Annotated in this window: 17 protein-coding genes and 3 tRNA genes; 12 read left to right on the plus strand and 8 right to left on the minus strand. The window is 58.0% G+C overall.

The window, feature by feature from the left end:
- The first annotated feature begins 86 nt into the window (after positions 1-86).
- A complete protein-coding gene (locus tag PH605_RS12705) occupies positions 87-1,295 on the plus strand; it encodes a UbiH/UbiF family hydroxylase (RefSeq protein WP_142845109.1) in 1,209 nt (402 codons plus the stop codon).
- On the opposite strand, the gene PH605_RS12710 is transcribed toward PH605_RS12705, so the two are convergent.
- Entirely contained in the window at positions 1,279-2,217 is a 939-nt protein-coding gene (locus tag PH605_RS12710; protein WP_065655176.1) for an AEC family transporter, read from the minus strand. The genes PH605_RS12705 and PH605_RS12710 overlap by 17 nt on opposite strands.
- A 34-nt stretch (positions 2,218-2,251) precedes the next feature.
- A complete protein-coding gene (locus tag PH605_RS12715) occupies positions 2,252-2,998 on the minus strand; it encodes a cytochrome c biogenesis CcdA family protein (RefSeq protein ID WP_142845108.1) in 747 nt (248 codons plus the stop codon).
- Positions 2,999-3,280: 282 nt separating this feature from the next.
- Here PH605_RS12715 and PH605_RS12720 point away from each other — a divergent pair.
- Positions 3,281-3,356: transfer RNA gene (locus PH605_RS12720), tRNA-Lys, on the plus strand.
- A 264-nt stretch (positions 3,357-3,620) separates the two neighbouring features.
- Here the strand turns inward: PH605_RS12720 and PH605_RS12725 are convergent.
- Together PH605_RS12725 and PH605_RS12730 are read right to left on the minus strand one after the other, a co-directional pair.
- On the minus strand, positions 3,621-4,895 hold the full coding sequence (locus PH605_RS12725) for a YcbK family protein (protein ID WP_161987876.1): 1,275 nt from the start codon (positions 4,893-4,895) through the stop codon (positions 3,621-3,623).
- Positions 4,896-5,051: 156 nt separating this feature from the next.
- Entirely contained in the window at positions 5,052-5,492 is a 441-nt protein-coding gene (locus tag PH605_RS12730) for a VOC family protein (protein ID WP_078052802.1), read from the minus strand.
- Positions 5,493-5,684: 192 nt separating this feature from the next.
- Here PH605_RS12730 and PH605_RS12735 point away from each other — a divergent pair, with 192 nt between their 5' ends.
- Both PH605_RS12735 and PH605_RS12740 read left to right on the plus strand, forming a co-directional pair.
- Complete coding sequence (locus PH605_RS12735) at positions 5,685-6,263, plus strand: cold-shock protein (RefSeq protein WP_004442353.1); 579 nt, start codon at positions 5,685-5,687, stop codon at positions 6,261-6,263.
- Complete coding sequence (locus PH605_RS12740; protein WP_065655179.1) at positions 6,263-6,745, plus strand: DUF192 domain-containing protein; 483 nt, start codon at positions 6,263-6,265, stop codon at positions 6,743-6,745. Before PH605_RS12735 ends, PH605_RS12740 begins: the two co-directional genes overlap by 1 nt.
- A 60-nt stretch (positions 6,746-6,805) precedes the next feature.
- Here PH605_RS12740 and PH605_RS12745 read toward each other — a convergent pair whose 3' ends face one another.
- The gene (locus PH605_RS12745; RefSeq protein WP_003522642.1) at positions 6,806-7,054 is read right to left on the minus strand and encodes a BON domain-containing protein; all 249 of its coding nucleotides are present in this window, start codon (positions 7,052-7,054) and stop codon (positions 6,806-6,808) included.
- A 213-nt stretch (positions 7,055-7,267) separates the two neighbouring features.
- Between PH605_RS12745 and PH605_RS12750 the strand changes: the two genes are divergently transcribed.
- Together PH605_RS12750 and PH605_RS12755 are read left to right on the plus strand one after the other, a co-directional pair.
- Positions 7,268-7,537 (plus strand): DUF982 domain-containing protein, encoded by a 270-nt coding sequence (locus PH605_RS12750; protein ID WP_003522644.1) that lies wholly within the window; start codon positions 7,268-7,270, stop codon positions 7,535-7,537.
- Positions 7,538-7,749: 212 nt separating this feature from the next.
- On the plus strand, positions 7,750-8,892 hold the full coding sequence (locus PH605_RS12755; protein ID WP_142845107.1) for a ceramide glucosyltransferase: 1,143 nt from the start codon (positions 7,750-7,752) through the stop codon (positions 8,890-8,892).
- Positions 8,893-8,945: 53 nt separating this feature from the next.
- On the opposite strand, the gene PH605_RS12760 is transcribed toward PH605_RS12755, so the two are convergent.
- Positions 8,946-9,022: transfer RNA gene (locus PH605_RS12760), tRNA-Pro, on the minus strand.
- Between the two features lie 266 nt (positions 9,023-9,288).
- On the opposite strand from PH605_RS12760, the gene PH605_RS12765 reads away from it, so the two are divergent.
- Entirely contained in the window at positions 9,289-9,594 is a 306-nt protein-coding gene (locus tag PH605_RS12765) for an ETC complex I subunit (RefSeq protein ID WP_142845106.1), read from the plus strand.
- Positions 9,595-9,642: 48 nt separating this feature from the next.
- Positions 9,643-9,719: transfer RNA gene (locus tag PH605_RS12770), tRNA-Arg, on the plus strand.
- A gap of 109 nt (positions 9,720-9,828) precedes the next feature.
- Here the strand turns inward: PH605_RS12770 and PH605_RS12775 are convergent.
- The gene (locus PH605_RS12775; RefSeq protein ID WP_142845105.1) at positions 9,829-10,470 is read right to left on the minus strand and encodes a hypothetical protein; all 642 of its coding nucleotides are present in this window, start codon (positions 10,468-10,470) and stop codon (positions 9,829-9,831) included.
- Positions 10,471-10,778: 308 nt separating this feature from the next.
- Positions 10,779-11,495 carry a hypothetical protein gene (locus PH605_RS12780; RefSeq protein ID WP_142845104.1) on the minus strand — a complete coding sequence of 239 codons (717 nt, stop codon included), beginning with the start codon at positions 11,493-11,495 and terminating at the stop codon, positions 10,779-10,781.
- Between the two features lie 681 nt (positions 11,496-12,176).
- On the opposite strand from PH605_RS12780, the gene PH605_RS12785 reads away from it, so the two are divergent.
- Genes PH605_RS12785 through PH605_RS12800 form a run of 4 tightly spaced genes read left to right on the plus strand, consistent with a single transcriptional unit; the run spans position 12,177 to position 16,302 of the window.
- A complete protein-coding gene (locus PH605_RS12785) occupies positions 12,177-12,338 on the plus strand; it encodes a hypothetical protein (RefSeq protein ID WP_161987875.1) in 162 nt (53 codons plus the stop codon).
- Positions 12,331-13,089, plus strand: a complete 759-nt coding sequence (locus PH605_RS12790) for a hypothetical protein (protein WP_142845103.1) — start codon at positions 12,331-12,333, stop codon at positions 13,087-13,089. The genes PH605_RS12785 and PH605_RS12790 overlap by 8 nt, the downstream gene beginning before the upstream one ends.
- A complete protein-coding gene (locus PH605_RS12795; protein ID WP_142845102.1) occupies positions 13,086-15,359 on the plus strand; it encodes a Mu transposase C-terminal domain-containing protein in 2,274 nt (757 codons plus the stop codon). The genes PH605_RS12790 and PH605_RS12795 overlap by 4 nt, the downstream gene beginning before the upstream one ends.
- A 1-nt stretch (position 15,360) precedes the next feature.
- Entirely contained in the window at positions 15,361-16,302 is a 942-nt protein-coding gene (locus PH605_RS12800; RefSeq protein ID WP_142845101.1) for a TniB family NTP-binding protein, read from the plus strand.
- Positions 16,303-16,333: the final 31 nt, after the last annotated feature.

The following is a 16,333-nucleotide window of genomic DNA, read 5'->3' on the forward strand; positions in this document are numbered from 1 at the left end:
CTTCGCAACCGGATGTTCCGGGACCGAAGTGGATTTACCCGACCAAAGCCTTTATGATGCTTTGGAAATAACAACGGATCAGGACCATGAGACACTTCGATATCGCCATCACCGGTGCGGGACTTGCGGGCCAGATCGCGGCCGTCGCGCTGGCGCGGGCGGGCCGCCACGTGGCGCTCGTTGCGCCTTCCAGCGACAGGAAGGACCAGCGCACCACGGCGCTGATGGACCAGTCCATCCGCTTCATGGACCGTCTCGGCCTGTGGTCGCGCATCGCGCCGTCAGCCGCACGCCTTTCCACCATGCAGATCATCGACGGCACCGAGCGCCTGCTGCGTGCACCCACCGTGCAGTTCCGCTCCTCCGAAATCGGACTGGATGCCTTTGGCTGGAACATCCCCAACGAGGCTTTGCTCGGCGTTCTGAGCGAAGCGGTCGAGCAGGAACACAATATTACCCGCCTCGATGCCACAGCCGAGACAATCGACATCGGCAACGACCGTGTATCGGTGACGCTTGGCGACGGCGAAACGCTCTCCGCCGATTTCCTCATCGGTGCGGATGGCCGCAAATCCATTGTGCGGGATGCTGCCGGCATCGGCGTCAAATCCTGGTCCTATCCGCAGACGGCCATTGTTTTGAACTTCGGCCATAGCCGGTCGCATGGCAATGTCTCGACGGAATTCCACACCCCCACCGGCCCTTTCACCCAGGTTCCCCTGCCCGGCAACCGCTCCAGCCTCGTCTGGGTCGTCACCCCGCAACAGGCGGAGGAATTGACGGCGCTGCCGCTGGAAGCGCTCAGCCTCCGGGTCGAGGAGCGAATGCAGTCCATGCTGGGAGCCGTCACCGTCGAGGACAGCGTGCAGGCATGGCCGCTCTCTTCCATGACCGCACACCGCTTCGGTAAGGGCCGCGTCGCCCTGATCGGCGAGGCCGCGCATGGTTTTCCGCCCATCGGCGCGCAGGGGCTGAACCTCAGCCTGCGCGACATCATCGCGCTGACGGAATTGCTGAGCGCCGTCTCCGACCGGCCGATTGCGGCCGATGCCGGCAGCAGCTTCGACGGCAGGCGGCGGGCGGATGTCTATAGCCGCACGCTGAGCGTCGATCTCCTGAACCGCTCTCTGCTTTCCGATCTCCTGCCGGTGCAGATGGCGCGCGCGGCGGGCCTGCACGTGCTTTCCGGCATCGGCACGCTCAGAAGCATGGTGATGCGCGAGGGCATCGAACCGGGCCGTGGGCTGAAGGCCCTGCCCTCGCTGCTGTTCGGCAGCTTCAAAAAGGCTGGATGAAATACACCACGCCGGTCAGCGTGAGGACCGAAAGCACCGTCGAAATCAGGATCGTTGCCGACGCCCGCTCCTGCCAGACGTGATATTGCTGGCCGATGACGAAAACATTCGTCGCGGTCGGCAGCGCGGCCAAAAGAACGGCCGAATAGATCCACACCGGCTCGAACCGCCCGAGCGATGAGAGCACGAGATAAGCGGCGAGCGGATGCAGGATCAGCTTTGCCGGCACGATATAGCTGATTTCCACCGGCACCCGTTTCATCGGCCGAAGCGCCAGCGTCACGCCCATGGCAAACAGTGCGCAGGGCGCCGCCGATTGCGCCAGATAATCCACCAGCCGCTGCACCGCTTCCGGCGGCTGCCATGACAGCGAAGCGGCAAGAAAGCCGGCGATGACGGAGACGATGAAGGGATGGGTGATGACCTTGCGCGCCACATCCAGCGCAAGTCTTGCCGGAGAGCGCTTGTCACCGCCCGCAACCGCCATCATCGCCGGCGCGACGATGAAATGGGCGGCATTTTCCAGACAGACGATCAGCGCCACCGGCACCGCCGCCTTTTCGCCAAGCGCCAGAAGCGCAAGCCCCGGCCCCATATAGCCGATGTTGCCGTAGCTTGCCGCGAAACTCTGGATCGTGGTCTCGGCAAGGCTGTTCTTCCGCACGAACCGGCCGATCAGGAACACAGCCAAGAAAATGCCATAGGTGCAGGCGAGACTGGCCGCGACGAAATCCATCCGCGCCAGTTCTTCCACCGGCGTTTTCGACACCAGCTTGAAAAACAGCGCCGGAAGCGCCGCATAGATGATGAAGGTGTTCAGCCAGCCCATCGCCTCGACCGGCTGCTTCGTAATGCGCGCCGCCCCGTAGCCGATGAAGATCAGGCCGAAAAACGGTAACAGCAATCCGACGATATCCGTCACTATGTTTCCCCCGCAAGCAACTCCAGCGGGAGGCTTAGCCGATTTGCATCAGGATCGGAAAGGTCTCCTGGAACCAGATCGCCACATTGGTGATAAAACCGGACATGAAAGCGAGACCGGTCAGCACCAGCAATACGCCGAGCAGCTTTTCCACGAGGCCGAGATGGCGGCGGAAGCGGACGAGGAAACGCATGAAGGAGCCGGAAAACGCCGCCGCGATCCAGAACGGCACCGCAAGGCCAAGAGAATAGACCGCAAGCAGCGCCGCACCGTCGCCAACCGTATCGCGCGCAGCGGCGACACCGAGAATAGCCCCCAGAACCGGGCCAATGCAGGGCGTCCAGCCGAAGGCGAAGGCAAGACCCATGACATAGGCCCCGGAAAGCGTGGCAGGCTTGCCCGCGCCCTGAAACCGCGCTTCGCGCGAAAACAGGCTGATGCGGAACACGCCGAGGAAATTCAGACCCATCAGAATGATGATGAAACCGCCGATCTTGGCGAGAATATCGAGATTCTGGCGCAGAAGCGTACCGATCGTCGAGGCGCCGGCCCCCAGCGCCACGAAGACCGTGGCGAAACCGAGCGTGAAGAAGAAGGCCGAAAACAGCACGGCCCTGCGAATCTCCGGCCGCGGCGCGGTATCTTCCGTCCTGAACTGCTCGACCGAAACACCCGCCATATAACAGAGATAAGGCGGCACCAGCGGCAGAACGCAGGGCGACAGAAACGAAAGAGCGCCGGCCAGAAGCGCGCTGAACAGGGAAATATCGGCAATCGACAAGAAAGAACTCCGCATTCCGCAAAGCCGCCGCGATTCTTAAGCTTCGCCGGCGCTTCACGCTTCATTTTCGTGCATGTCATTGCTGCAAAAGGATTTCACCCGTCCGGCCGACATGTATGAAGCCGGTTTTATCCCCAGCCGCCCCCTCTCTCCAATCACCTTTTCGGGGGTGCGACAAAAAAAACCGGATTGATTGTCGAAACCGCTTTTTTTGGGTTGACCGAACGGATCGCTCTACATATGTTCCGCGCACTTCCGAAGGGCAGCCAAGCCCCGACACGGGAGAGCGTAGCTCAGCCGGTAGAGCAACTGACTTTTAATCAGTAGGTCCAGGGTTCGAATCCCTGCGCTCTCACCACCTTCAAATACAATTTTCAGATATTTCACAAAGAGTTAGCGCCGAAGGTGGCCGAACTCCGGCGGTAATAGAAAAGATTCGGCCGCAGTCTCCGAGCGCAAAATAACGATATCCACCGCAAGCCCGGGTTTCAGAACAACCACTGCAATAAGGGGCACGGCTCGGCGCTAACGCCCCGGCATGACCGGGCAATCGTTTCAATCGCTCGAGATATTTCCTCAGGCCGAAATCTCAGTCAGTATTCACGCAAATCCAATCAGGATATCACTTGCGCGCGGCAGTACGGCGGCAGCGCCAGTTCCAGTCTCTTGGCTCACCCGTGTCCATGTGGACCGATTCGGTGTGGCAATAGGTGCCGACGCCACCGCGTTCCGGCAGGGAACGCAGATAGGTGGCAAGCTCCCATTTGGAGACGCCCTTGATCTGGATGTCGGCTGCATCGCAGGTGTAGTGCTTGGAACCCTGCCTTATGCCCTTCGGCGGACGATAGCCCGAGGTAACGATCGCGGGGCTGTTATAGTGGCGCTCCACATCCTTGATCATCCGCACCAGTTCCGGCTTGAAACAGCCGACTTCGACGCGGTCCGTCTGCAGGAAAAGCCCGTTCGGAGCAACGCGGGTGAGGTCGGAGAGCGAGGCTAGCTTCATCAGGCCGGTCGGCTGGTCATCCTCTTCATCGAGATGGGCGTCGTCGAATTCGTCGGACATCATGGAGCGGCCGGAAAGGGCAATGCCCATCGTCCCGTCCGAAACGCCGGGCAATGCGGCGACCTGCGTATTGCCGGCCGTGCCGCTTTCAATCATTTTCGGCAGGCGCTTTTTGGCCGCACCGGCGAAAAATGCCGCAAGCGTCACGCCCTTACCCTCGCTTTCCTGCCCCTCGCCCGCCGCCCTGGCGTCCACGGCTGGTTGCGCGGTAACGGCCGCGAGCTGTTCCGATGCCGACTGCGGCACGGGTACGGATGCCGGCTGACGATTTTCGCTGTGCTGTTCCGCCGGCGCCTGTGCGGCTGGCGGGACCTGAGCCGGCGCTGCCACCGGTTGCGGCTGCGCCGCCGGCACCGGCGCCGAATAAACGCTGCTGACGGCAGGAACGATTCTCTGGGTAGGAGCGCCCGCAGCGGCGGCCGTGCCCGACGCCCCTGCGGTAACGGCGGGCGCTGCTGCTGCGGATGCGGTGGAATAAATGCTTGTCGTTCCTGCGGAAATCGCCGTTGGCTGCGTCGTCAATCCGCCGATATCGGGGGCGGCGCCATAAGCCTGCGCCGGGCCGCCCGATGCCTGCGGCTGGGCTGGCGCGGCCGCTCCGGCCGCCGATGCCACGGCCGGATCCACATAATGTCCCTGTTGCGCGCCGGTCGCAGCAGTTGAAGCGGCGGTCTGCGGCTTCTGTTGTGCGGAAATTTCCGGCTTTTTGGTCGCCGCCGCCATCTCGTCGTCGGTCACCGCCGAAACGCATCCGGAAAGCCCGAGCAGCGAAACCGCGATGACAAGACGCTGACGGACCAGACGTCCTTTCGCGCTCTCGACAGTTGTCATGGGTGGCCTCCGTATCTTGCATTTCCAACAGCAGCACGGGAACGGGCGCGTGTGCTTCCCCAAAACGGGACTGGCCGTTTTGATTCGCGGACTATGCCTCATCCCCTCGGGACAAGGCAAGAGCACCCGAAAACGCCGCTGCTCACCGGAAAATCCCTACCAGGAACCGGTATTCTGCATAGATATCCACGGTTCGGCTGGTGCGAGGCTTTCGCCCTTCTGCAAAATTTCGAAGGAAATGCCATCCGGCGAGCGCACGAAGGCCATGTGCCCGTCACGCGGCGGCCGGTTGATGACGATGCCGTTCTGCTGAAGCCGGGCGCAGAAATCGTAGATATTGTCGACCTCGTAAGCCAGATGACCGAAGTTGCGGCCGCCGGTGTAATCCTCGGTATCCCAGTTATAGGTGAGTTCGAGGCACGGCGCCTTGTTTTCCTTCGCCGCAGCAATGTCGTCGCGCGCCGCAAGAAACACCAGAGTGAATCGGCCTTTTTCGTTCTCGATTCGGCGTATTTCCTCAAGACCCAGCAGGTCGCGATAGAATTTCAGTGATTCGCCAAGGTCTTTGACGCGAACCATTGTGTGCAGATACCGCATTTTCTTCCTCTCAATTACACGGGTCCGGAGCCGTTAAACGCATGATGGCAAGCCCCGGACAAGGACGGCGACATAAAAGCAGCTGCGTAAATCAAAAACTAGGGCTTGCGTGAAACCGTTACCAAGATGTTAATCTGGCGCACAGGAATCAGTTGACCGGTGTATGGCGCGTAATCGAGGGGTTGGCAGGATATGGCTGATAGGATGTCATCGAAAACGATAGTCGATGTCGAGGACCTTTCGGGCGATGCCGTGGACCTGACCGAAATTACCGGTGTCGTGAAGTGGTTCGATGTCGCCAAGGGTTTCGGCTTCATCGTGCCCGACAACGGCACGCAGGATGTGCTGCTGCACGTCTCCTGCCTGCGCCGCGACGGTTACCAGACAATTCTTGAAGGCACGCGCATCGTCGCCCTCATCCAGCGGCGCGACCGCGGTTTCCAGGCCTTCCGCATCCTGTCCATGGACCAGTCGACCGCCGTTCACCCCTCGCAGCTGCCGCCGGTGCGCACCCATGTGCAGGTAACGCCTTCGAGCGGGCTTGAGCGCGCCATCGTCAAGTGGTTCAACCGCACAAAGGGTTTCGGCTTCCTGACGCGCGGCGAAGGAACGGAAGATATTTTCGTGCATATGGAAACCCTGCGCCGTTTCGGCCTGACGGAGCTTCGCCCCGGCCAGGTGGTGCTGGTGCGTTACGGCGATGGCGACAAGGGCCTGATGGCGGCGGAAATTCACCCCGACAACCCGGTTTCCATCGGGATGTCGCATTGATGCCCGCCCTGCCCCATATGGTGAAAAGCGCCGTTATGGCGCTTCTTTTTTTCACGCTGGCCGCCGCCGCCCAGGCTCAGCAACAGCAGACATTCACCTCCGAACCGCTGCAGATTGAAACCGCCGGGGGAAAGAGCCACGCTTTCACTGCCGAACTGGCGCTGAACAACGCCCAGCGCGAACAAGGCCTGATGTTTCGCAAGAGCATGCCGCTTGAAAACGGCATGCTGTTCGACTTTGGTGAGCCACGTGACGTCGCTATGTGGATGCGGAACACGCTTATTCCGCTCGACATGCTTTTCATTGGCCGTGACGGCCGCATTACCCATATTCACGAAAACGCGGTTCCGCATTCGGAAGCAATCATCAGCTCCCGCGGGCCAGTAAAATTTGTGCTTGAACTGAATGGCGGCACTGCGAAGCGCTATGGCATCAAGCCGGGCGACATGGTTCGCAGCGCGCAAATCGGCAACCGGAAATGACGTTGCCGCGTTATTGCGTCAGAATGAGCCGGACGAGGTTTCGCCCGGCTGGCGCAATATTCAGTAGACCGGCTCGATATGGCTCAGAATCCTGCAATTGGAAATGGAAGCGGCAAGGTTGATGGCGATGTCGATCGCCTCGACCGAATCGGCGGTGCCTTCCAGATAGATCACATCATTTTCGACGGTTGCGGAAATGCGCGACTTCTCGAGACCAGATTCGAAAGCCAGAGCCGATGTGATTGCCTGGCATACGCCGGCCATGCGGTCTCCGAAGAAGCTTTCCTGAATGCCTGACAAATTGAACATATGCGTTCTCCTTCTTATGGACATAACAACGCCCTGAGGGCGGTTTTGTTCATCTCCGGTTCATCTATTTGTTCATCTTCCATTCATCTTGGAAAATTGGAACCCCCTGATCGATCACATTTTAGGTGATCGGGAACCATTTCGTGAGGCGGGCATTTCGCGCATGGGAGTGTGAAAGGCCTTCAAGGCAGGTAAAACAGGGAGGAGAATGACATGCTGATTAACAGAACGGAGCCGTGTCACCACGCCTCGTGGATGAAGCCGGTGGCAATCCACCTGCCGCTGTGCGTAGCCGTGGAAATCTACAGCCCGCTGGTGGCGCTGGACATGCTGATGTATCGTTGGCCCGAGGAACACGGGCCGGAATATGAAGAGGCGCGCAGGAACTGCCTCGATGCCATCGCCGGCAGATGCGACATCGAGAAAGCACGGGAATCGTTTCTCATCGCAAGCAGTCATGCCCATATCCTGAACGTCCACTAAAATTCATCGGCCGTCATGACGATTGGGCCCTTCCATGCGGAGGGCTTTTTCTTTTGCGCGCGGCCTCTGCGACGCCTCCATGCACGGCGCAGCCTGCACACCGGCCGATGATGACATGTAACTGTCACGCAAACGTTATAATCGGCAGAGACGAATTCCATGGAATCGATTGGCGCGCAGACCGCCAAAGCTTGGGAGTGGAACTGGCCAGCATGGAAACTGTCTTTGCCCTTTGCGCAATTCTGCTCCTCGGCTTCAATCTTCTCGGCATCGTTCTGGCCGGCTGGCGACTGACGAGACGGGACGCGGAAAACGATCTTGTCCGGCAAAAGCCGCCTGTCTCGCTCGTGGTGCCGCTGCGCGGCGTGGAGAACTTCACGGCCCTGACGCTGTCGCGCGCCTTCGAGCTCAACTGGCCCGATTATGAGCTGCTGTTCTGCGTCGCCGATGAATTCGATCCGGTGATCGAGGAGGTTCGCAAAGCGCAAGCTGCCGTCCCCTCGGTTTCCATGCAATTGCTCATTGGCGATGACCGCATCAGCGCCAATCCGAAACTGAACAATTGCGTCAAGGGCTGGCGGGCCGCCCGGCATGAGTGGGTGATTCTGGCCGATTCGAACGTGCTGATGCCAAAATCCTATATTGCGACCATGATGTCGGCCTGGCGGCAGGATAGCGGGCTCGTCTGCTCGCCGCCGCTTGGCTCCCGGCCTGCGGGTTTCTGGGCGCATGTGGAATGCGCCTTCCTCAACGGCTCGCAGGGCCGCTGGCAATATGCGGCGGAAGCCATCGGCATGGGTTTCGCACAGGGCAAGTCGATGTTGTGGAACAAGCCGTTTCTGGAAGACAATGGCGGCATTCGCGCACTGGCCGCTGAAATCGCCGAAGACGCCGCTTCGACGAAGCTGGTGCGAAGCGCCGGCCGCAAGGTGCATCTGGTCTGCGCCCCCTTCGAACAGCCGCTCGGCCAGCGCCATGCCGGCGAGATCTGGTCGCGCCAGACCCGCTGGGCGCGGCTGCGACGCGTGACCTTCCCGCAATATTTCGCGCCGGAAATCCTCACCGGCGCGCTTCCCCCGCTTCTCTTCGCGCTCGCCGCCGCCGTCATGATGGATGTAAACCTCGCCGCAACCGCCTTTGCCGTCCTCGCCCTCATGTACGTGCCGGAACTTGCGCTTGCAGCCCTCAACCGCTGGCCGGTATCGCTCCATACGCTGCCGGCGATGATCGCCCGCGACATGATCATGCCCGTCGTCTGGGCGCGAAGCTGGATCGGCAGCGCGGTGGCATGGCGCGGCAATGTCATGACGATCGGCACGGCAGAGAGCACCCTGGCTGGTCCGTCCGCGGAATAAATCACAGCTATTTGGAAGAAGTTACGCCGGAAAGCTGATGTTTTGCTTTAAAATGGTCGGAGTGGAGAGATTCGAACTCCCGACCCTCTGGTCCCAAACCAGATGCGCTACCAGACTGCGCTACACTCCGCCGAGGCGATGGCTGGGGAATACACGGTTCACCCGCAGTCCGCAACAGGGAAATTCATCTTTGTTCAGCCACGGCCCCGATGAGCAAAACGTAACCTCGAAACGATGGCGCAGGATTGGACGGCAAGGGGATAATCGTCTTGACTCTCACCTGAAGTCAGTCCATTTCAAATTCAACGTTCCTGACACGATTTGGTTATTCTATTCAGGTACGTGATGAATAATTCGGGGCGTTTTGCCCCGCTGTCCAACCGGAGCAGTTTCGACATGTCTGCGAAGATTTACCGCCCTGCAAAAACCGCCATGCAATCCGGCAAGGCGAAGACCAATGTCTGGGTTCTGGAATTCGACGCCGAGGTTCCGCGCAAGATCGAACCGATCATGGGCTACACCTCCAGTTCCGACATGAAGCAGCAGCTTAAGCTGACATTCGAAACGCAGGAACAGGCCGAAGCCTATGCCCAGCGCAAGGGCATCGAATACCGCGTCATCCAGCCGAAGGAAGCGACCCGCAAGGTGGTTTCCTACACCGACAATTTCCGTTTCAACCGCACCCAGCCCTGGACGCACTGAAACACGACGATCAAAGTTTTTGCCGGAGTATCGATTGCCCGGCATGACGGCCCCTTAGCTCAACTGGATAGAGCAACTGCCTTCTAAGCAGTAGGTCGCAGGTTCGAGTCCTGCAGGGGTCGCCATCTTCTCTCGCGCTTCACATCCGAGCGGACAAACTTCAATTAATCCGGAATCAACTTCACATCCGAGCGGAATCCTACGAAGGAACCCCTTACGCTTCATCAGGCAGTTTCAGTCCTTGTCCGACACGGGATTCAAAACTGTGACCGAGGCGTTTTGCACCAAAATCTCGCTCCAGTCAGGCTCTACTGCGTTTTGAGTTGGTTTTACGTAGAGCGACGTCTCAGGTTGGCGAGTCGCGAGTCTCTGAACGGCCTCAAACAAACCGTCCATGATTTTCCGAATAAGATATGCAGCCGCTTCTCGTTTGTAAAAATTTGCAAACTCCAAGCCGTGGTCAAACTGCATGTGAGGCAAGACAAAGGGGCCGTTTGGGAACTCCATCGTGCTCACGTCGAGGCGCACATGCGCGAAGTCTTCATCAGAATGGGCGTATACGGTTTGACGAAGTTTCACGATCAACTGGTGCAACTCTCTCTCCCTTGGCGTCAGCCTGATGCCGATGCGTTTGAGAGGAAGCTGATCGTATCTCCCGTTGCTCTTCGTGAAGGCTCTTCCGTACGAAACGATGAACGTCGTTTCGAAGCACTTGAACCTGCGTAACTCAATTTTCGAATATTGAGCGTTTTCATCAAGCTCGTCACCCAAAAATGTGATCGCGCTCAGCGCCTGCTGCAGATCGGCGTGGGCGATAACCAGCCGCTTTAGCAGCTCTCGTTCGTCGTTTACTGCGACCGATCCGTCTTGCGACATTCCAGCAGTTTCCTTCTCCTAGCCGTGGATTTACACTGAACCGCAGCCTGGCCGATGTGTTTGCTGTTCAACCGGTGGCGAAACGAGAAAGGGGAGACCGTTGCCGGTCTCCCCTTGATCTCACCACCCGCTACATGGTGCGGTAGTATTTGACGCTTACCGTCTGACCCTACCTGGTGCCGCTCGGACCTGTGCAGCTCTTAACCACACCTTATTTTTCACGACCATGAGGCATAGACATGGTCGGGATGTTTCCATCCATCACACTGTGATAAATAAGCCTTATCTCGCCTTTGTCAAGCCGCCGATTAGCTCGCCAAGGCGCTCATAAAGCATACACCAGTAACCGACGATGCTCCGGCAACGGTACATACTCTAGCTGCTCCTAGCAGTGATGAACCAGACGATAGCAAGTCGTCAACCAGTATCACTCGCTTTTCCGCTATGCCGCAATCGACATGAGAGTGCGTGAACGGATCAAATAAGTGCCGGATACGAGGAGAAATCAGCTTCATTATAACGGATTTTTCATCTGACCCTGACGACCAGGTTTTCAGCTGGGACTTATATTCGGCAGTTTCTGCCGGGATCAGACCTGCTGGAATGTCCCCGTATTGTGAGTACATCTCGGCAAAAGTCTTTTTTCGAATGAAATCTGGCTGAACCAGCGGCACACCTGTTACGCCAGCTACAATCTCAGCAACCTCATTACAGAAGCCGTTTCCTGATGGGACAGGTACTACGACATCGCCCTCCAGGTTCATTTTTCCTACGATGTGCTTACATCGTTCCACCACCTTGTTTCGGTACATAGGAACAATGGTGAACCCCTTCAGGCCCTTCATGGCATAGATAAGCGGGTTACCGTCTCCCTTATCATAGTTGTATTTGCTTCGCGTAAAGACGTAATGCAGCGGAATCCCCTCCAACTCCGCTTGAGTTGGATTGTCGTCGGGAGAAGTATTCACTCGTTTCTGATGCGTGTCGTCGATTTGGACCGCATTCTTGATTACATTAATGCCCACCAGCACCACACATGAAAATTAGACATTCCCATGATTCAGCTGGAAACCACTAGATGCCTTGCCCCCGATCAGCCAAAGATAGGTTGTTCAATCCGGTATTTGAAGAGCCGATGCGTGTCAAACAGCTCGAAATACAACCTCAAGCACGAATCACCTATCGATGGGCTTCGTCTGCGTATTCACTTGACTCTCGATCAATGTTCACGTTTTATTCCGCCACCGTCCCATTCCGGTACGGCGTCGATGATCCTTTAACCACATCATCGAAACACACTTGCATGGCCGGTACCGCGTCATCCAGATTGCGCTTCCGACCAAGGACATAACGAACGAGGTCGGACGTGAACCAGACTATCCGAATATCCAAGCCATCGCGGGATGACCGCTCGGCTCGTTCGGCTGCCTGACATTCACGTCGGTTGGCCGCTTGGCTGACTTTCATCCCACCTTCCGCATGATGCGTAACAAGGTGGCCTCCATGACCCTCCAACCTCATCACCAGTTCGTTTTCCCGGGGCTTTTGCCCCGTCGCAAGGTCGTGTCTATGTCTTACCACTTCGAGATACCCGTCTACCGGCATCTATGACCGGGTGTGCCACCTCCGCTGTCGGGAGGTGATTGACCCCGGTTGTTCCGATTGCAGCCCGGATTGTGGCTGCGGCGAAACGCTGGAGGTGTATCTTGAAGGTGCATTTTTATCCGTTAACGGGTCAGGCACAGCCGATTCCGTTGAACATGCTGACGAAACTCGGCGTACCGGCCTCTACCGTGACCGATCTGATCCGTCATGGCCTCTTGCCTGCTGCCAATAAACCGGCACCGGATGGAGGCGACCGTGGCTAAGCCGGGCGATATTCTCAGCAAGATTTTCGACGATAAACACAAGCCCGCCCACACCGTCGGACGCGGCATGTATGAGCCCGGGCGCGCAATCTCGTTTCCGACCAACAAGGTTCATTCGGGCGTCATCCGCGCTCGTTCCACCTTGATGGCGGACGGACTGCTTCACCTCGATACCGATCCGAATGTCGTTCAGCTTTCGCCCTATCCGATGGAGATTGCGTATTGGTCGACCCATGACGGGAAGACGCCGGTCAAACGTGACCATATCCCGGATATGGCAATCATGCTGCGCGATGACCGTGTTCTGTTCCTCGACTACATTACGCTGAATGAGCAGGCGGATACCCCGTTCTTCTGGAGGCGCGTTGCCGAACGGAAACGTCACTTCCAGGACGAACTGGGCTGCGCCTATGCGGTCCATGACGAACGTTCGATCCGGATCGAGCCGCGTCTGTCGAACCTTCGCCTGATGTGGACCCACAAGGTACGTCGTACCGAACCGACGTCGCTGGCACATGCCCGTGAGACCATTCGCAATTCCAAGCTCCCGACCACGATCCGCTCAATCTCGGACCAGGCAGCATTTGCCCGTCAGGCTGTATGTTGGTCGGACGACGACGATCCGGTCCTACTGGAGGAAACCAACTTGGTCTTCACGGCAGTCATGCAACTGGCGATGCGGGGTGAGGTTCGCCTCGATCTCGGCAAAGCCCTGACCATCGACGCCATGATCTATGAGGTTGCAGCATGACCATCGCATCGAAGCATTTCGAGTTTCTGCTGCAGGGATCGATGCGTCTGCTGACGGCAGAACAGTTGAACATTCCTCAAACGCCTGTGCATCATGCCGATGCTCCCGCCCAGGATATTATTCCGGGCGACCAGTTCGCGATCTATGCCGACGGCGATCATAGCACCTACGGCATCTATACGGCCGAGGCATGGGTGAATGGGTCTCCGCAGACCCCACGTCGTCTGACACTTCTGGATACGCGGTACCAGACACCCCTGTGGCTTTCATCTTGGCAGATCGACTGGCTTTGCAGCGTCGGTCGCCTTCGTCCAGTTCACCTGGAGCCCCGCAAACATTCGAAGATCGTACTTCCTGGAAGCGCGATGAGCCTAACCCCTTACCAGGTGGCGAAAGCTCACAGGACATTGGAATACATCGACCATTATAACCGTCTGTGTCGGGACGAGAATGGAGGCTGGCCCAGCGTCACCTTGCTCGACCGGGCACGGAAGGAAGTCGGAGCACGTCGCAACGAAAAGCCTTTGGGTAAAACCTCTCTCTATGAGGCCATGGCGAAGCTGCGGGACAATCGCAACATTGATCGTGTCCTTGCCGTGGCACCACTTCCGCCTGGCGGCAATGCCATTGAACGGTTCAATCCTCGTCTGGAAGAAGCCATTCAGGCTGCTGTGCGTGCTGCATGGTGCGATAAACGTGGCACCTGGCTGACCGTTAAAGCCCAGCTTGAAGTCTTGTGTTCTCCGGACGGTGAGTTTTCCGACCAGGCAGAAGCGGTCTCAGCTGTATCGAAGAGCACACTTCAACGACGTTTTGGTAATGTTGATCTCTATAGCCGCACGTTTCTTCGCTACAACGAGGAAGAGGCCAATCGCCTGACGATGCAGGCGGCGCGCATGGCGCGGCCGGAGCACCCACTCGACGTAGTTGATATCGACCATACGGAACTGAACGTTGTCGTGTTCGATGGCATGGTACCGGTCGCCTATGGCAAGCCCGACATTATCGTTTTCCGTGACCGTCATTCCGGCGCGGTGATCGGCTTCCACATCGGATTCGAGGCTCCTTCGTTTGCTGGCTTTCTGGCCGGTCTGAAACATGCAGCCTATCCGAAGGACCCGAAATCCCTGCCGGAAGGCGTAACATTTCCCTGGTATGGGATGCCGACGATGCTGGGCGTCGACCATGCCAGCCATTTCGTTGGTGGCAGCATGGAGAAGGCGGAACGTGAACTCGGCTTCCAGGTGATCGAATACCGCCCGGGTCGCCCTTGGGAGAAAGGTGCCATGGAGCATCTGTTCTCGATCCTGGGACTGCAGATGGTCGACCGCCTGTCCGGCACTACGACACGGTCACCGAGCGAACGCAAAAAGTTCGACAAGGACTCCGATGTTGCAAAGCCGGTGTTGTCGATCCGTGAGCTGTACGGCTTCCTGCTCTACTACTTCGCAGAGGTCTATAATCGCTCCCTGCATGCCGGTCTGGGGCCGCTGATCACCTTGAGCGATACGCCCGACCGCTTGTGGCAGAAGGGTATTCCGCACGCCACCATGCGCCCTCTGATTGATCCTGCCGTGTTCACGCGCATGGTCGGTATTCCCGAGAAGGTGACCATTCAACCGGACGGCATCCGGATTGACTATCTCCATTACCAGTCGGCCGAGCTGATCGCATTGCGAGCCCATCCTCAGCATAAAATGGGAACACGCAAACACAGTGCGACGAAGTATGAAGCCACGCGCGATCCCAATGACCTTGGAAAAATCTGGGTCCGCGATCCTTATCGCAATGTCGTCATCGAAGTGCCGGTCATTGACATCGAACAACGCTACGCCAAGGGCCTGACGCTGTTCCAGCACCGGCAAATCGTAAAATACCATCTGGAACAGTCGAAGGCCCAGCCCGGTATCACCGAACTGTCCGAGGCCCGTCGTCGCCTGGAGCTGAAACTTGCCGAGATGCACGCCAAACGGAAGAAGCACGAGACGGCACAGAAACTGGCCCGGTTCGTCTCCGGACAGGCCCTGAAGCTGCGTAGCGCCCAGGTCATCGAACTTTCAGCCAATCCGTCGGTCAGCGACCACATGGATTACGCGAACCCGCTTCGTCAGCAACCTGAGGCCAAGGCTTCTCCGAAAATGATCGGCGTGATGCCCGGTGCCGAGAACGTTGCGACCGCAACCACGACAGAGCCGGATGAGGCACCCGTCGAACCAACGACAACCGATATCGAAGCCCTGAAGGCTCGCCACTCCGATTGGGAGGAATAAGATGACAGTCGCCTATCCGATGACCACGTTCAACATGGACAAAATGACCGATGAGGTCCGGGCTGTCGCAGCCGCTCAATCTCCAGCCATCCGGCAACGCCTGATCGATACGCTGCTTTATCCGTACCCACTGTTCAAGCAGGGTAATGCCTTCATCGGAAAGTTTCATCACCCGGTGGACGGTGGACGGCATGGTACCGGTAAAATCGGAGGACTGCTCGGGCCATCTCGTGTCGGAAAGTCTGCGATCTGCAAGTTCTATCGTTCTCACCATCCGTCCAGAATGGATGACGAAGGGGAGGTGTATCCTGTCGTCTATTTCCAGGCCTCGGATGACATGAACCCTCGCACCATGGCCGAACGTATCTGTGAGGCTACCGGAGCCCGTTCTCTGGCGCAGATGAAGGTCAGCGCCCTGATCGACACCTGTATCCATCGCTTGGTGCGTGCGAAGACGGAATTGCTGATCATCGACGATGCGCAGTTCATGTTCATGGGACGCCGTTCGGATCAGGTCCGCAACTTCAAAAGCTTCATCAAGCTCGCCAGCGATGCCAACGCCTTCAACATCCTTCTGGTCGGTGAACCAGTGATCGGTGACGTCATTGCAGCCGTCGATTACCTCTCGGGACGTGGTGGCTTCCCTCACAACAATCTCACTCCGCTCGGCGACAGTGCAACGGAATTCGAGCAGTTCTGTCTGCTTCTCGAAGGGATCGACAACCGCCTGCCGTTCGCATCGAAGTCTGGAGTGTCAGAGGCAAAGATCGCTGCCGACATCCATCGTTTCACCGGAGGATTGATCGGACGTGTGATGAACCTGATCCAGCACGCCGCCTTCGAAGCAATCAACACTGGTACATCCAGGATCATGATCGAGCATCTTCAGTCGGCAGCGGCCATGCTTGTTTCTGTCGGGGATGACCATCCCTATTTCCGCTAGCGAGTTATCCGGCCAAATCCGGCCATGAATA

Source organism: Agrobacterium sp. CFBP 3001 (assembly GCF_027871605.1).
GTDB lineage: Bacteria > Pseudomonadota > Alphaproteobacteria > Rhizobiales > Rhizobiaceae > Agrobacterium > Agrobacterium leguminum.

Bases quoted from the DNA above. Each gene is read 5' to 3' on its own strand.
- PH605_RS12735 (WP_004442353.1), top strand. From the start codon at position 5,685: ATGGCTGATAGGATGTCATCGAAAACGATAGTCGATGTCGAGGACCTT.
- PH605_RS12740 (WP_065655179.1), top strand. From the start codon at position 6,263: ATGCCCGCCCTGCCCCATATGGTGAAAAGCGCCGTTATGGCGCTTCTT.
- PH605_RS12730 (WP_078052802.1), bottom strand. From the start codon at position 5,492: ATGCGGTATCTGCACACAATGGTTCGCGTCAAAGACCTTGGCGAATCA.
- PH605_RS12705 (WP_142845109.1), top strand. From the start codon at position 87: ATGAGACACTTCGATATCGCCATCACCGGTGCGGGACTTGCGGGCCAG.
- PH605_RS12745 (WP_003522642.1), bottom strand. From the start codon at position 7,054: ATGTTCAATTTGTCAGGCATTCAGGAAAGCTTCTTCGGAGACCGCATG.
- PH605_RS12795 (WP_142845102.1), top strand. From the start codon at position 13,086: ATGACCATCGCATCGAAGCATTTCGAGTTTCTGCTGCAGGGATCGATG.
- PH605_RS12765 (WP_142845106.1), top strand. From the start codon at position 9,289: ATGTCTGCGAAGATTTACCGCCCTGCAAAAACCGCCATGCAATCCGGC.
- PH605_RS12750 (WP_003522644.1), top strand. From the start codon at position 7,268: ATGCTGATTAACAGAACGGAGCCGTGTCACCACGCCTCGTGGATGAAG.
- PH605_RS12725 (WP_161987876.1), bottom strand. From the start codon at position 4,895: ATGACAACTGTCGAGAGCGCGAAAGGACGTCTGGTCCGTCAGCGTCTT.
- PH605_RS12800 (WP_142845101.1), top strand. From the start codon at position 15,361: ATGACAGTCGCCTATCCGATGACCACGTTCAACATGGACAAAATGACC.
- PH605_RS12755 (WP_142845107.1), top strand. From the start codon at position 7,750: ATGGAAACTGTCTTTGCCCTTTGCGCAATTCTGCTCCTCGGCTTCAAT.
- PH605_RS12775 (WP_142845105.1), bottom strand. From the start codon at position 10,470: ATGTCGCAAGACGGATCGGTCGCAGTAAACGACGAACGAGAGCTGCTA.